This is a genomic window from Streptomyces sp. NPDC056347 (assembly GCF_042262625.1).
Taxonomy (GTDB): domain Bacteria; phylum Actinomycetota; class Actinomycetes; order Streptomycetales; family Streptomycetaceae; genus Streptomyces.
This window is the reverse complement of sequence record NZ_JBHJQP010000196.1, coordinates 1-14,342: the sequence shown is the minus strand read 5'-3', so window position 1 is coordinate 14,342 and position 14,342 is coordinate 1. Positions and strand designations below refer to the sequence as shown.

Genomic DNA, 14,342 nt, shown 5'->3' with positions numbered 1-14,342 from the left:
CCGCCGGGGGAGGCGGACGGAGGCCCTGCCGACGGTCACTTCGCGGGCAGCGGCATCGAGCCGTGGATCGAGAAATGCAGGCGCTGAACGAGTAGGGGCTGAAGATGTAGTCGATCTCCTCGCCGTCCTTGGTGCTGGGGCCGTCGTACACCCCGTCCTTCTCGGCGCACTCCTGGTACCGGTCGTACATCGTCGTCAGCGTGTCGTGGCCACGCGCGGGCGGGCTGACGTTCAGGTCGCCGCCGGTGCTGAAGTGCGCGGCGCAGAACATGGCCGCCCGGGACGGAACCGTGGCGCAGACCGCCGAACGCTGCTCCGCCTTGCGGGTCGCCCCGCCCTTGCTCACGTACGTGGCCGGCGAAAACGCCTGGTAGCAGGCGTTCTCGCCGGGCACCGCGATGGTCACGCCGTACGCGCCCCGGTCGTACCCGTCGGCGTCCATGCACTCCTTCTGGGGCCTTCAGGCCAGCGCCGTCGCCGTCGCCGTCGTAGCTGATCGGCGCGAAGCGCACGTCCCACTGGTACGGGCCGCTCCCCTCCAGCGCCGGCTCGACCGGCTTGGCGTGCATCTCGCAGATCTCCTGGAAGGAGATCACGTCGGGGTACGAGGCGGCCCTGTCCAGGCGGTCCTTGATGCCCGCCGCGAGGGCGTCCTTGCCGATCGGCTTGCCGTCGTTGCACGGGCCGACCGTGTTGATGCTGCCGCAGGCGTTCCACGACATGACGCGCACGGTGCTCGCAGCGGCCGGCCCGGCGACCGGCGGTACGGAAACCGGCGGCACGGCGCTCCCGGCATCGGTGACGTCGGCCGGGATCCCGGCCGCACCGGCCTTCACCAGGGTGAATCGCTCCCCACGAGCCCACGGTGGCGGCGCGGGCCCGCAGCAGCCCGTGGTCGTTCCCGGTGGCGTTCTTCTCCGCGGAGACGTAGAGGCCCTCGGCCTGCCCCTTCAGCGCGTACTTCCCGTCGGTCAGCGGTTCGGGGGTGAACCGCTCCCATCCCCCGATGTTCGCGCCCCGGGCCCGGAGCATGCCGTCGTGGGTGACGCCGTCCTCGGTCTCGGTGCTGGCGACGTATCCGCTGGCCTCGAACCTCAGGCTGACAGTCCTGCCCTCGTCATCGGTGTACAGCCGGCTGGAGGGTCGGGCGGCGCCCGCCCGCACTGCCGGAGTCGCCGCACAGGGCCCCGTACGCCCACGCCCTGCGGCTTCGGCTTCAAGCCGCTGGTCATCGAGAGGCTCGTCCGCCGGGGACATCGCCGCCGCCGAATGAGCCGTACATGCTCTCCCCCTGTCCTCCCGTCAGGTGATCGGACAACGTGTCCGGCCGCTCCGTCGCGGGCATGATCAGCGACATGAGCGACGAACCGGGCAGGATTCTCCGCTGGAACTTCTTCATCGGCGGCCACCTGAGTTCCTCGGTGCCCGTGCGCCTGGTCCAGCGCACCGACGCGGGCCAGCTGGTGTGGATGGAGTCCGGCACACCGATGTGGCGTACGAAGCTTCCGCGCGGGGCTCACCTCCGGGACATAGCCCCGGACGAGCGGCCGGTGGACGGCTATCCGGTCGTCGCCGGACGCTGGCCGATGGGCAACGCCCTCTTCTACCAGCCGACCGGCGCAGCGCATTCGGTGCTCTGGCTCTTCGGCCGTGGACGAAAGTTCCGCGGCTGGTACGTAAATCTGGAGCACCGCACACACCGCGGCGACGACATCGACGTCTGCGACCACGAGCTCGACATCAACGTGGCACCGGACCGGACCTGGAAGTGGAAGGACGAGGAATCCTTCGCCGAGAAGACCGGTCACCCCGTCTACTGGTCGGCCGACGAGGCGTCCGCGATCCGGGACGAGGGCGCCGCGGTTGTCCGGCTCGCCGAGGCCGGAACGTTTCCCTTCGACGGCACCTGGTGCGACTTCCGGCCGCCACCCACCTGGACCACCCCGCCCCGGCCGCCTGTTCCCCGCCACCCACTGCTCTGACGGACCTTCACCCAGGGCAGTCCCACCACGCTGACCAGGGAGTACATGAATTTCCGGCCAAGATGGCGGAATGGCAATCATTGCCCGGGGTCACACCCCGTGATACATAGAGTAACCATACAATTTCAGTCACACACCGCTCCGCCCGGCAGGCCAGAGCGGCCCGACCGGCCAAATGTGCGAGGCCAGGGTAAAGAGAGCTGTCGAGTCGTCGTCCAAGAGCAGTTTCATCAGCGAAGATAGAGAGTGACCCGTGCCATGGGGCAGGGGGCTACGAACTACCCAACAGGGGCGGTGACTTACATGATCCTGGCAGCGGAAAAGGGCGACATCACCACCATCATCGGCGGAATCGCCCCGAACTGGGGACCGTTCGGGACTCTGGGCAACGAGGCCCGCGTGATGATCGAAGTCGTGATGGCCATCGCGATCCTGCTCTGTCTCGGCATCGCGGTCTGGGGTGCGGCGAAGCAGCGAATCGGCGCGACGGCCCTGCGCGACACCTTCAGCGCGGAGCAGGGCAAGGGCCTGATCGTCGCGGGCCTGACCGGTGTGTTCATCATCGGATCTCTCGGAACCGTCTTCACCATCGTCTACGGAATGGCCGTCTGACCGGCTGTCATCCCATGCCAGGGGCCGTCCAGCCCGTCCACCACCATCCGTCATCCGCCCGTCGTGCCCACCGGCAGAGGTTGCGTCTCCCTGATGTCGAGTCACCACACCGCGTTCACGCGGAATCCCGCACGGCTACCGTCGTACTACCCGGTTCAGGAAACGGTTGAGGGGGCGTACGCGGCATGAGCCTCGGCGACGACAACGGCTACCGCAACGACTCAGGTCGTACGGACGATGCGTACAGCACCATCGGCGGCACCCGCCAGACCCGCACCCGTCTCCCCGACGGCGAGGGCGACGGCTACGGCACCCCGCGCCGCCCGTCCCGCAAGCCCCGCTCCATGGTCATGATGGTCGGCGTGGTCGTCCTCCTGGTCGCGGCCATCGCGTTCGCCAACATGGGCGGAGGCCGCGGGAACGGCGACAACGGAGACCGGGACCGCGCGGGCGGCAGCCCGAACACGTCGTCCACGGCGGCCACGGGGACGAAGCCGGTCCAGGGGAAGAACGGCACCATCGCCTCCGGCTTCGCCCACGACGAACAGGGGGCGCAGAGCGCGGCGGCGAATTATGCGGTGGCGCTTGGCTCAGTGGGGATGTTCAAGAAGGACAGCCGCAACAGCATCATCGAGGCTACTCATGACCCAGCTGTTGTGGAGAACCTGTCGACAGCCTTGATGGATGCCTATTCACCGGAGTTCCTCAAGAACGTAGGGCTCAACGAGGACGGTACTTCTCCCAGTGGCCTGACGTTCGTCTCCCGAACCATTCCGGTCGGCACGAAGGTGCTCGAGAAGAGCGATACCACAGCCACCGTCGAGGTCTGGTGCACTGGTCTCGTCGGAATGGCTGGGCAGGGCTCTACCAAGCCCGTCACAGCAACGTGGTTCACCATCTCCGAGAAGCTCAAGTGGGTGGGGGACGACTGGCGCATTGAGTCGTCGAGTCAGAAAGAGGGTCCCACTCCCGTGAACGGCGACAACAGAGCATCAACAGCAGACGAGATCGCCGGTGCCGTTCAGGGATACGGAGGCTTCACCTATGCCCGATAGCCACCGTCCGAGTGTCCGTTCCGTCCTGGTCACATTGGGCAGCCTGCCGGCCACAGCAGCACTGCTGGCCACTCAGGCGGTTGCAGCCCCGACACCCACGCCCACACCCAGCAATAATGACAAGGCCTGCGACCTCATCGTCGGACTCGCCAAGGACTACTGCGAATCCGGCGACTCCGGCTCCGCCCCTCCCAACACCTTCAGCGACTCGCAGGACCCCCTCTCCTCCCTTGCCCGCGGCTGCGCCGACGCCGCTGCCTGGATCGTCGAGAAGCTCAGCGAGGCCGTGAAGAGCACCGCCAACGTCGACTTCACGAACACCAAGTTCCTCCAGCAGTACGCGATCGTCTTCGCCGCCTCCACCGTTCTCACGCTCGTCCTCTGGCTGCTCGCCGTAGCCAAGCGCGCGATCCGTGGCGTGCCGCTGACCACCGCGATCTCCGAAGCCGTCGGGTACCTGTGGCTCACGGTCCTCGCGTCCGCGTTCACCCCGCTGATCCTCTACACGATCGTCTCCGCGACCGACGGCATCACCGAGGTCGTCGCCAGCTCCTCGGGCGGGCAGACCGACGTCTTCTTCGGCTCGTTCGCCGAAGCCCTCAAGAAGGGCTCCGACATCGGCGGCGGCCCGATCATGCTGATCGTCGTCTCGCTCGTGTCGATCCTCGCCGCAGGCATCCTCTGGCTGGAGCTCGTCATCCGGGCCGCCCTGCTCTACGTCGGCGCCCTGCTCGGCACCGTCGTCTACGCCGGGCTCGTCGACAAGAACATGTGGGGCCACGTCCGGCGCTGGGCGGGCATCATGATCGCGGTGATCATGGTGAAACCGGTCATCGTCGTCGTCCTCGGGCTGGCCGGCGCGCTCTCCCAGGACGACGGGCCCAACGCCGTCTCCGCGGTGGTCTCCGGCCTCGCCATCATCCTGCTGGCGATCTTCGCCTCCGCGATGATCTACCGCTTCGTCCCCGGCTTCGGCGACGAGATCCAGGGCGCCCGCACCAACCGCAAGCAGGCCACCGACGGCGCCCAGGCCGCCGCCCTGGTCAGCTCCCCCGCCGCGCTCGTCTCCCAGGGCATCAAGACACACAGCAGCCGAGGCGGCCAGGGCGGCGCCGACAGCACCGGAGGCGGCGCCCGGCCCGCCAACCCCGCCAGCGGCGGCATGGCCGCCCACAGCTCCCGCGGCTCCGGAACAGGTACGGGCGGCTCCGTGGCTCCGTCGCCCCGCAGCGGCTCCTCGCCCACCTCCGGTACCCCGCACGGCAGCCGCCCGCACCGCGGCGGATCAGGCAGTTCAGGTAACAACAGCACGGGAGGTGGAGGGCGTTGACGACTCCGTCCCACACGATCGCGCCCCGCCGTACGTATCTCATCGGCCGGGCGCGGCCGAACGCGATCGTCGGCAAGAACCGCGAGACCGGCGAGATCGCCCTGATCATCGCCGGAGCGTTCCTCGGCATGATGAGCGGCCTGATCGTCCAGGTCCTGTCCCTGCGGATCATGCTGCTCGTGGGCTTCCCGCTGCTCGCCCTGGCGATCGTGTACCTGCCGTACAAGCACCGCACGTTCTACCGGTGGTTCGAGATCAACCGCAGCTACAAGCGCACCCTGCGCCGCGGTACGACCTACCGCTCCGCGGCCATGGAGGCGGGCGTCGGCGCCGACGGGCGCGAGGTCGAGATCGGCCCGCCTCCCGGCATCGGCCGGATCAGCTGGCTCGCCGCCCCCTTCGGCCCCGACGAGATCGCCGTACTGCTGCACGCCGACCGCCGTACCGTCACCGCCGCGATCGAGATCGAGGGCCCCGGCGTCGGGCTGCGCGACAGCGAGGACCAGGAAGCCCTCGTCGACCGGTTCGGCACCCTGCTCAAGCACGTGGCCAACGGCGACGGCTTCGTGACCCGTATCCAGATGCTGGCCCGTACCCTGCCCGCCGACCCCGACGCGCACGCCAAGGACGTGGCCCAGCGCGGCGACAGGTCCTCCCCCGGCTGGCTGCAGGATTCCTACGACCAGCTCCAGTCCATGGTCTCCACCTCCAGCGAGCAGCACCGCGCCTACCTCGTGGCCTGCATGCACTACACCCGCGAGCTGGCCGCCGAGGCCAACGCCATGGCCCGCGCCGCCCGACCCCAGGCCGGCCGCAGGCTCGACCGGGACGCGGGCCTCGCCGTCGTCATGGCGCGCGAGCTCACCGACATCTGCGCCCGCCTCGCCGAGGCCGACATCCGGGTCCGCCAGCCGCTCGGCCAGAGCCGCCTCGCCTCCCTGGTGCACTCGATGTACGACCCCGACCACCCCATCGACCACATCCAGGCCATGACCAAGCGCAACGCCTGGCCCGCCGAGCTGGACGCGGTCGAGCCCACCTTCCTCCAGGCCAAGACCCGCGAGTCGGTCACCCGCGCCCCCTGGTGCCACTCCACGGCCTGGGTGAAGGAGTGGCCGATGACCCCCGTCGGCGTCAACTTCCTGGCCCCGCTGCTCGTCCACACGCCCGACGTGATCCGTACGGTCGCGGTCTGCATGGACCTCGAACCCACCGAGGTCGCCATCGAGCGGATGCTCACCGAGAAGACCAACGACGAGGCCGAGGCCAGCCGCCAGGCCAAGATGAACCGCACCGTCGACCCCCGCGACATCGCCGCGCACGGCCGCCTCGACCAGCGGGGCGAGGACCTCGCGAGCGGCGCGGCCGGGGTCAACCTGGTCGGGTACATCACGGTGTCCTCGCGCTCCCCGGAGGCCCTCGCCCGCGACAAACGGACGATCCGGGCCTCGGCCGGAAAGTCCTACCTCAAGCTGGAGTGGTGCGACCGCGAGCACCACCGCGCCTTCGTGAACACCCTGCCGTTCGCCACCGGCATCCGCCGCTGACACCCACCCCGAACAGCACTCCCCCCGAACAGCACCCACCCCGAACGAAAGGGAGGTCGGTCACGCCATGCGGGATCCGCTGTCCGCGCTGTCGGACGCCTTCGCCGCCTTCCTCTTCGGGAAGGTCGAGACCACCAGGCTGCCCGTCCGCACGTCCACGGGGCAGGCCCAGGCCGTCTACCTGCCCACCGCCGCCCCCGGGCTCGGCGACTCGGGCGTGATCATCGGCCGCGAGGTCTACTCCGGCAAGGGCTACATCTACGACCCCTTCCAGCTGTACGGGCAGCAGCTCCCGGCCCCGCACTGGCTGGTGCTCGGCGAGTCCGGCAACGGCAAGTCGGCGCTGGAGAAGACGTACGTGCTCCGCCAGCTCCGTTTCCGCGACCGCCAGGTCGTCGTCCTGGACGCGCAGGGCGAGGACGGCGTCGGCGAGTGGAACCTCATCGCCCAGCAGCTCGGCCTCACCCCCATCCGCCTCGACCCGACCTCCGCCCTCAACGGCGGCATCCGGCTCAACCCGCTCGACCCCTCGATCACCACCACCGGCCAGCTCGCCCTGCTCCGTACGATCATCGAGGTCGCGCTGGGGCACGGCCTGGACGAGCGTTCCGGCTTCGCCCTGAAGGTCGCCCACGCCTACGTCAACGAGACGATCACCGACCGGCAGCCGGTCCTGACCGACATCGTCGAACAGCTCCGCCACCCGGAGCCCGAGTCCGCCGAGACGATGAACGTCGACATAGACGACGTACGGGCCTGGGGCCTGGACGTCGCACTCGTCCTGGACCGGCTGGTCGACGGTGACCTGCGCGGCATGTTCGACGGGCCGACCAGCGTGGGCATCGACCTCGACGCCCCGCTGATCGTCTTCGACCTCTCGCACATCGACCGCAACTCGATCGCCATGCCGATCCTCATGGCGATCGTCGGCGTCTGGCTGGAGCACACCTGGATCAGGCCCGACCGGAAGAAGCGCATCTTCCTGGTCGAGGAGGCCTGGCACATCATCAACTCGCCGTTCGTCGCCCAGCTCTTCCAGCGTCTGCTGAAGTTCGGGCGCCGGCTCGGCCTGTCGTTCGTGGCCGTCGTCCACCACCTCAGCGACGTCGTCGACGGGGCGGCGGCCCGCGAGGCCGCGGCGATCCTCAAGATGGCGTCGACCCGCACGATCTACGCCCAGAAGGCCGACGAGGCCAGAGCGACGGGCCGGGTGCTCGGCCTGCCCCGCTGGGCGGTCGAGATCATCCCGACCCTCACCCCCGGCATCGCCGTCTGGGACGTCAACGGCAACGTCCAGGTGGTCAAACACCTGATCACCGAGGCGGAACGCCCCCTGGTCTTCACCGACCGCGCGATGACCGAGTCCTCCGTCGCCGATCCTCTCCCCGACTCCGTACCGGAGGATGTGCGCGCCGCGGACCTGGAGGCGGAGCAGCGGGCGGCCCGGATCGAGCAACAGCAACGACTGAACGAGTCGTCCGAGTCAACGGTGGCATGACATGGCGGGGCGCCCTCAAGACCGTACCGGCCGCAGCCGAGCCGACTACGAACGTACTGGCCAGGACCGCGCCGGCAGCGGCGGAGGCATCCCCGACGGCCTCCTGATCGGCCTGCTCGTCTTCCTGCTCGGGCTGACGGCACTGGCGTGGACGGCCACCGGTCTGGCCGGGCTGTTCGCGCACGGCGCCTGGCCGGAGGGCGTCACGCTCGCCGAGACGCCGCTGGCGATGCGCCGCCTCGTCACCGCGCCGCACGACCTGCCGGCCGCCTGGCCCAGTACCCCGGCGGGCGAGCTCTCCGGGTACGGGCTCTTCTGGGGCCTGTTCATCGGCGAACTGATGGTGCTGCTGGTGCTGACGGTGTTCGTGCTGGGTGTGGTGGCCCGCTGGCGAGCCGTACGTGCCCGCCAGCGCGACAACCAGCACGCACACGAGCGGGGCAGGGAAGAAGCGTACGAGCACGAGGTCAACCAGACCAACGAGGTCAACGCGGCCAGCGGCAAGGCCGACGACACCGCCTCCCCCGAACCGCCCCGGCAGCAGCACCCCCTCCCCCGGCAAGCGCCACCAACAGCCCCCATGGCCTCCACCGCTCCCACCACCCCCGCAACCCCCGCCGCTCCCGCCGCTTCCACGGAGCAGGAACCGGCCGCATCCGCCGCATCCGCAGCAGCCACCACGCCCGCCGCGCTCGCCACCCCTGTCGTCTACGGATCACCCGCGACCCGCCGGCCCACCGTCGTGCAGGCCGTCCACGAAGCCGTCGGCCCCGCGCTCGTCGTCACCTCCGACCCCACCGTCTGGGCCGAGACGAAGGACGCCCGCGCCAAGCTCGGCCCGGTCCACGTCTACGACCCCGGCCACCTCTGCGACACCCCGGCCCGCCTGCGCTGGTCGCCCACCGCGGGCTGCGAGCACCCCGAGACGGCCGCCGCCCGCTCCATCGCCCTGCTGGCCCCGGTCCGCCCCCAGGCCAGGATCGACGCCGCCACCGCCGACACCGCCGAAACGCTCCTCCAGTGCTGGCTGCACGCCGCCGCCGTGGACGGCCGCCCCTTCCGCCAGGTCCACCGCTGGGCCCTCGGCGGCAGCGCCCACGAACCGGTCCGCCTGCTCCGTACGCACCCCAAGGCCGCCTCCGGACTCGCCGGCCTCCTGGAGTCGGCGCTGACGGCCCACCCCGAACGCCGCGAAATGGCCCAGGAACTGACGGTGCGGGCGTTCGGCGCACTGTCGTCGGTGCACATCCGCGACGCCTGCACCCCGAACCGCGCCGATTCGCTCGCGCTGGACTCCTTCGTGGCCGAGGGCGGCACCCTCTACGTGGTGGGCGAGCCGATCGAGGACCCCCGCTCGGGACCGGGAGCGATGCCCCTGCTCACGGCGCTCGCCGCCCATGCGATCGAGCACGGCCGACGCCTTGCGGCACGGTCCCCCGAAGGCCGGCTCGACCCGCCCATGACGCTGGTGCTCGACGACGTCGCCGCGGTGGCCCCCGTGCCCCGGCTCCCCGAACTGCTGGCCACCGGACCGTCCCTGGGCCTACGGGCCCTTGCCCTGCTCCGTTCCAGGGAACAGGCCCGCGCCCGCTGGCCCCAGGAACTCACCCCGTCCAGCTGAGCCGAACCAGAATTCCTGGCCGAACCGAAGTTCCTGGCCGAACCGGAATTCCTAACCGAACCGGAACTGGCCGAACCGGAATTCCTAAAGGCCGTCCGCCCGCTCCACCGCGTGCTCGATCTCCCGCGCGGACGGATCGCCCGGCATCGGCACCGTACGCCCGGTCGGCACGAATCCGATCCGCCGGTAGAAGGCGGCCGCCCGCGGATTGTCCTCGTGCACGTACAGCCGTACGCGCTCGATCCTGGGCCCGGTCAACGACCAGGCCCAGTCCGTCGCGGCCCGGAACAGCTCGTCGGCCAGGCCCGCACCCCGCGCCTGCGGCCGTACGAACACGCCGACCACATGCGCCTGGTGGACCTCGACCTCCTCCCCGAACGCCGGATCCGCGTCCGGCCGCTCGATCAGCACGGTGACGCTGCCCTCCCACCGCCCGTCCGGCGCGACGGCCACGAACTGCCGCACGTCGCCGCTCCCGGCCTCGGACGCGTTGAGCGCCCGCTCCTGCCAGAACGCGTCGGGGCGGGACACGCTCTGCTCGTACGTCTCGAGGAACGCCACCGACGCGACCGGATCGCGCAGAGCCGACAGCCGCAACTCCCTGACCTGCGGCCACTCGTCGGCGCGCACGGTTCTCACCACATGTTCCATCCGGCGATCCTGCCGCCCGCCCAGGAGCTGCGCAAACGACATTACGTACGGGCCCCCACGGCCCTCGCGTCGCACCCCGGTACTACGCGCACCGCCAAGTCCCGTCCCCGGTCCGACGCCGCCCGGCCCCCGGCTCCGTAGCGTCGAACGCATGATCAGGGCATACGGACTCACCAAGAAATACGGCGACAGGACCGTCGTCCGGGACCTCGACTTCACGGTCCGCCCCGGCACCGTCACCGGCTTCCTCGGCCCGAACGGCGCCGGGAAGTCCACCACGATGCGCATGCTGCTCGGCCTGGACGCACCCACCCGGGGCCGCTCGACGATCGGCGGCCGCGCCTACGCCGCCCACCGCGCGCCCCTCACCGAAGTGGGCGCACTCCTGGAGGCCCGCTCCGTCCACCCCGGGCGCACCGCCTTCCACCACCTCATGGCGCTGGCCCACACCCACGGCATCCCGCGCGAGCGCGTCGAGCACGTACTCGGGCTGACCGGGCTGACCGCGGTCGCCCGCACACGCGTCAAGGGCTTCTCGCTCGGCATGGGCCAACGGCTCGGCATCGCCGCCGCCCTCCTCGGCGACCCGGCGACACTCGTCCTGGACGAACCCGTCAACGGCCTCGATCCGGAGGGCGTGCTCTGGATCCGCACCCTCCTCAGGTCCCTCGCGCGAGAAGGCCGTACCGTCCTGGTCTCCTCGCACCTGATGAGCGAGATGGCCCTCACCGCCGACCACCTGATCATCGTCGGCCGCGGCAGGCTCCTCGCCGACACCACGGTCACCGACTTCATCGCATCGGCCGGCGACGCCCGGGTCAAGGTCGTCACTCCCCGGGCCGACGCCCTGCGCGAGCTGCTCACCGCCACCCGCACCAGCCCCCGCGTCACCGCGACCTCCACCCCCGACTCCCCCGACCACCTGATGGTCCGGGGCACCGACGCCGCCCACATCGGCCGCACCGCCGCCGCCCACGGCATCCCGCTCCACGAACTCACCCCGCAGACCGCGTCCCTGGAGCAGGCCTTCATGGACCTGACCGAGGAATCGGTCGAATACCGGATCGCCACCACCCCGGACACCGTCCCAGCCCCCACCGGAGCCACCGCATGACCACCAACGCCACGACCACGACCGCCCACCCCACCCCGCGGAGCCCGTACCGGATCACCCCCGCGCGAATCCTGCGCGCCGAGTGGCACAAACTCCGCTCACTGCGCTCCTCCTGGATCACCCTGACCTCGGCTTCGGTGCTGATCCTCGCCGTCGGCATCCTCATGGGCACGACGTACACCAGCGACGGCGGCGACTCCGACGTCGACACCGTGGTCCTGGTCCTCTACGGCTCGGTGCTCGCCGCCCCGTGCGCCGCGGTCCTCGGCATCCTCATGACGGCGGGCGAGTACTCGACCGGCATGATCCGCGCCTCGCTCACCGCCGTACCCCGCAGGCTGCCGGTCCTGTGGGCGAAGGCGGCGGTCTTCGCCACCACGGTCTTCGCCACCATGCTCGCCACCTCCCTGCTCACCTTCGTCCTCGCGCAGATCTGGCTGCGGGACACCGACCAGGCGGCCTCGCTCGGCGATCCGGGCGTGCTCGGCGCGGTCGTCGGCAACGCCACCGGCGTCACCCTGCTGAGCCTGATCGCGCTCGGGCTCGGCGCCCTGCTCCGTTCGGTCCCGGGGGCCATCGGCGCCTACATCGGCGGCGTACTGATGCTGCCCGAGGTCCTCTCCATGCTGCCGTACGAGGTGGTGGAGCACGCCGTCAAGTACTTCCCCGCCCAGGCCGCAGGGGTCCTCGGCTCCGCCACCCGGTCCGTCGGCGACGCCACCGCCGCCGGCGCCCTGCTCGCCCTGGTCCTGTGGACCGGTGCGATCCTGTGCTCCGCCGCCCTGCTGCTGCGCCGACGCGACGCATGACCGGGGAGGGGGCGCCGGGCCGCGAGGAGGGGCATGTGACGGACGACGGGATACCTGGCGCCCCCGGCGGCGGCCGGAGGACCACTCCGGCCACCGACCACCTCCAGCGTCTACTTCGGCGCGTCCGCGCGTCCGACCGACGCCGACCGCTGTTCTGGGACGGGCTGCTCACCACCGCCTGCGTCCTCTTCGCCGTACTCGACGTCACCTCGGGCGGCTGGCGGACCGTGGCCCTGGCCCCGGACGCGTCCGGCACGCTGGTCCTGCTGATGAGCGTGGCCTTCTCCGTGCCCCTCCTGCGCCGGCGTACGCACCCGATGGCCGTGCTGGCGTTCATGACTCCGGTCGCGCTGGTGAACGTCTGGTGCGGCGCCGTCATCCAGGCCGCCTACCTCCAGCACATCGCCGTCTTCAACATCGCGTTGCGGCTGCCGGGGCGAGCCCTGGCCCGGGCCGGCGTCCTGGTGGCCGTCCCCCTCCTGGCCGCCGCGGTGCTCCGGCCACCTGGCTGGGACCACACCGCCGTCCCCCACCTCTGGGCGTTCGCGCTCTCGGCGATGCTCGGGCTCGTGGTCCGTACGCGCAAGGAGTACACCGAGGCGCTCGTCGACCGGGCCCGTCGGCTGGAGCTGGAACGCGACCAGCAGGCCCGGCTCGCGGCCGCCGCCGAACGGACCCGCATAGCCCGCGAGATGCACGACATCATCGGCCACAACCTGTCCGTCATCACCGGCCTCGCCGACGGCGGCGCCTACGCGGCCGCCCGCAGCCCGGAACGCGCCGTCCAGGCCCTGGAGGCCATCGGTACGACGAGCCGCCAGGCCCTCACCGAACTCCGCCGCCTGCTCGGCGTCCTGCGCGACCACCCCGACGAGGCCGACCGCACCCCGCAACCGACCCTGGACGACCTGGACACGCTCCTCACCGGCGTACGAGCCGCCGGCCTCCCGGTACGACTGCGCATCCACGGCACACCTCCGGCCCTCCCGCCCACCCCCGGAAGGCAGTTGACGGTCTACCGGGTGGTGCAGGAGGCTCTGACGAACACGCTGAAGCACGCCGGGACCCGGCCGCCGCCGTCCGCGGAGGTCACCCTGACCTACCGCCCCGGCGAACTGGAGGCCGTCATCACCGACACCGGTGCCCGCACCACTCCCGGCGGCCCTCGCCCCGAGAGCGGCGGCGGCCGGGGCATCGCCGGAATGCGCGAGCGCGCGTCGCTGTACGACGGCACGCTCGAAGCAGGCCCGCTGACGGACCCCACCCCCGCCACCGCCACGGGTTGGCGGGTACGGCTCAGGCTCCCTCTGGAGGACACCCTCTCGTGACGACCGTGCTCATCGCGGACGACCAGCCCATGCAGCGCTTCGGCTTCCGCATGCTGCTGGAGAGCCAGGACGACATGACCGTGGTGGGCGAGGCCGGCAACGGCCTCGAAGCCCTGGAACTCGCCCAGCGGCACCACCCGGACGTGGCGCTGATGGACATCCGCATGCCGCTCCTGGACGGTATCGAGGCCACCCGCCGCATCGTCAGAACCGGTGCCCGCACCCGCGTCCTCATCGTCACGACCTTCGACCTCGACCGGTACGCGTACGACGGCCTGCGCGCCGGTGCCAGCGGCTTCCTCGTCAAGGACGCGCTGCCTCAGGAGATGCTCTCCGGCATCCGGGCCGTCGCGGGCGGCGACGCGGTGGTGGCCCCCGGCCTCACCCGCCGTCTGCTGGACGCCTACGTTCAGCACCTGCCGACCGTGCCCGGCGGCCCCGCTCCCATGGACGCGCGCATCGCTCCGCTGACCGATCGGGAACGGGAGATCCTCACCGTCATCGGGCAGGGCTGGTCCAACACGGAAATCGCCGAGCGCCTCCACCTCGCCGAGTCAACGGTGAAGACCCACGTCAGCCGCATCCTCGCCAAGACCGGCTCCCGCGACCGTGTCCAGGCGGTCATCCTGGCGTACGACACCCACCTGGTCACGGCCCGGTAGTCGACGTACACAGCTGTACGCGCCCGAAAACAATGGGGAAACGCGAAAAAGCCCCGTGTCCTGACGGACACGGGGCTCATTCACAAAAGGAGTTCGGCGGCGTCCTACTCTCCCACAGGGTCCCCCCTGCAGT

At 70.7% G+C, this 14,342-nt stretch carries 12 protein-coding genes and 1 pseudogene; 11 read left to right on the top strand and 2 right to left on the bottom strand.

Going from position 1 to position 14,342, the window contains the following annotated elements:
- A pseudogene (locus ACFCV8_RS31325) lies at positions 1–442 on the bottom strand (hypothetical protein); the annotation flags it as partial.
- Positions 443–1,355: 913 nt separating this feature from the next.
- Here ACFCV8_RS31325 and ACFCV8_RS31320 point away from each other — a divergent pair.
- The 7 genes from ACFCV8_RS31320 (at position 1,356) to ACFCV8_RS31290 (ending at position 9,645) form a co-directional block, all read left to right on the top strand.
- On the top strand, positions 1,356–1,982 hold the full coding sequence (locus ACFCV8_RS31320; protein ID WP_376688872.1) for a DUF402 domain-containing protein: 627 nt from the start codon (positions 1,356–1,358) through the stop codon (positions 1,980–1,982).
- Positions 1,983–2,285: 303 nt separating this feature from the next.
- Positions 2,286–2,594: a hypothetical protein gene (locus tag ACFCV8_RS31315; RefSeq protein WP_072489575.1), complete on the top strand. Its 309-nt coding sequence runs from the start codon at positions 2,286–2,288 to the stop codon at positions 2,592–2,594.
- A 185-nt stretch (positions 2,595–2,779) separates the two neighbouring features.
- Entirely contained in the window at positions 2,780–3,649 is an 870-nt protein-coding gene (locus tag ACFCV8_RS31310) for a hypothetical protein (protein ID WP_376688871.1), read from the top strand.
- Positions 3,639–4,979, top strand: a complete 1,341-nt coding sequence (locus ACFCV8_RS31305) for a hypothetical protein (protein WP_376688870.1) — start codon at positions 3,639–3,641, stop codon at positions 4,977–4,979. Before ACFCV8_RS31310 ends, ACFCV8_RS31305 begins: the two co-directional genes overlap by 11 nt.
- Positions 4,976–6,526: an SCO6880 family protein gene (locus ACFCV8_RS31300; protein ID WP_376688869.1), complete on the top strand. Its 1,551-nt coding sequence runs from the start codon at positions 4,976–4,978 to the stop codon at positions 6,524–6,526. The genes ACFCV8_RS31305 and ACFCV8_RS31300 overlap by 4 nt, the downstream gene beginning before the upstream one ends.
- 67 nt (positions 6,527–6,593) lie before the next feature.
- Positions 6,594–8,024 carry an ATP-binding protein gene (locus ACFCV8_RS31295; protein ID WP_376688868.1) on the top strand — a complete coding sequence of 477 codons (1,431 nt, stop codon included), beginning with the start codon at positions 6,594–6,596 and terminating at the stop codon, positions 8,022–8,024.
- A 1-nt stretch (position 8,025) separates the two neighbouring features.
- Positions 8,026–9,645 (top strand): type VI secretion protein, encoded by a 1,620-nt coding sequence (locus tag ACFCV8_RS31290; RefSeq protein ID WP_376688867.1) that lies wholly within the window; start codon positions 8,026–8,028, stop codon positions 9,643–9,645.
- Positions 9,646–9,729: 84 nt separating this feature from the next.
- Here the strand turns inward: ACFCV8_RS31290 and ACFCV8_RS31285 are convergent, their stop codons facing one another.
- Complete coding sequence (locus ACFCV8_RS31285) at positions 9,730–10,296, bottom strand: GNAT family N-acetyltransferase (protein ID WP_376688866.1); 567 nt, start codon at positions 10,294–10,296, stop codon at positions 9,730–9,732.
- A 151-nt stretch (positions 10,297–10,447) separates the two neighbouring features.
- Here ACFCV8_RS31285 and ACFCV8_RS31280 point away from each other — a divergent pair, with 151 nt between their 5' ends.
- The 4 genes from ACFCV8_RS31280 to ACFCV8_RS31265 are packed head-to-tail and all read left to right on the top strand — an operon-like array spanning position 10,448 to position 14,209.
- Entirely contained in the window at positions 10,448–11,410 is a 963-nt protein-coding gene (locus tag ACFCV8_RS31280) for an ATP-binding cassette domain-containing protein (RefSeq protein ID WP_376688865.1), read from the top strand.
- Positions 11,407–12,219 carry an ABC transporter permease gene (locus ACFCV8_RS31275; protein WP_376688864.1) on the top strand — a complete coding sequence of 271 codons (813 nt, stop codon included), beginning with the start codon at positions 11,407–11,409 and terminating at the stop codon, positions 12,217–12,219. Before ACFCV8_RS31280 ends, ACFCV8_RS31275 begins: the two co-directional genes overlap by 4 nt.
- Positions 12,216–13,547, top strand: a complete 1,332-nt coding sequence (locus ACFCV8_RS31270; protein ID WP_376688863.1) for a sensor histidine kinase — start codon at positions 12,216–12,218, stop codon at positions 13,545–13,547. The genes ACFCV8_RS31275 and ACFCV8_RS31270 overlap by 4 nt, the downstream gene beginning before the upstream one ends.
- Positions 13,544–14,209, top strand: a complete 666-nt coding sequence (locus ACFCV8_RS31265; RefSeq protein WP_376688862.1) for a response regulator — start codon at positions 13,544–13,546, stop codon at positions 14,207–14,209. Before ACFCV8_RS31270 ends, ACFCV8_RS31265 begins: the two co-directional genes overlap by 4 nt.
- Positions 14,210–14,342: the final 133 nt, after the last annotated feature.

Coding starts and splice junctions, on each gene's coding strand:
- ACFCV8_RS31295 (WP_376688868.1), top strand. CDS start 6,594: ATGCGGGATCCGCTGTCCGCGCTGTCGGACGCCTTCGCCGCCTTCCTC.
- ACFCV8_RS31280 (WP_376688865.1), top strand. CDS start 10,448: ATGATCAGGGCATACGGACTCACCAAGAAATACGGCGACAGGACCGTC.
- ACFCV8_RS31315 (WP_072489575.1), top strand. CDS start 2,286: ATGATCCTGGCAGCGGAAAAGGGCGACATCACCACCATCATCGGCGGA.
- ACFCV8_RS31285 (WP_376688866.1), bottom strand. CDS start 10,296: ATGGAACATGTGGTGAGAACCGTGCGCGCCGACGAGTGGCCGCAGGTC.
- ACFCV8_RS31320 (WP_376688872.1), top strand. CDS start 1,356: ATGAGCGACGAACCGGGCAGGATTCTCCGCTGGAACTTCTTCATCGGC.
- ACFCV8_RS31305 (WP_376688870.1), top strand. CDS start 3,639: ATGCCCGATAGCCACCGTCCGAGTGTCCGTTCCGTCCTGGTCACATTG.
- ACFCV8_RS31290 (WP_376688867.1), top strand. CDS start 8,026: ATGGCGGGGCGCCCTCAAGACCGTACCGGCCGCAGCCGAGCCGACTAC.
- ACFCV8_RS31275 (WP_376688864.1), top strand. CDS start 11,407: ATGACCACCAACGCCACGACCACGACCGCCCACCCCACCCCGCGGAGC.
- ACFCV8_RS31310 (WP_376688871.1), top strand. CDS start 2,780: ATGAGCCTCGGCGACGACAACGGCTACCGCAACGACTCAGGTCGTACG.
- ACFCV8_RS31270 (WP_376688863.1), top strand. CDS start 12,216: ATGACCGGGGAGGGGGCGCCGGGCCGCGAGGAGGGGCATGTGACGGAC.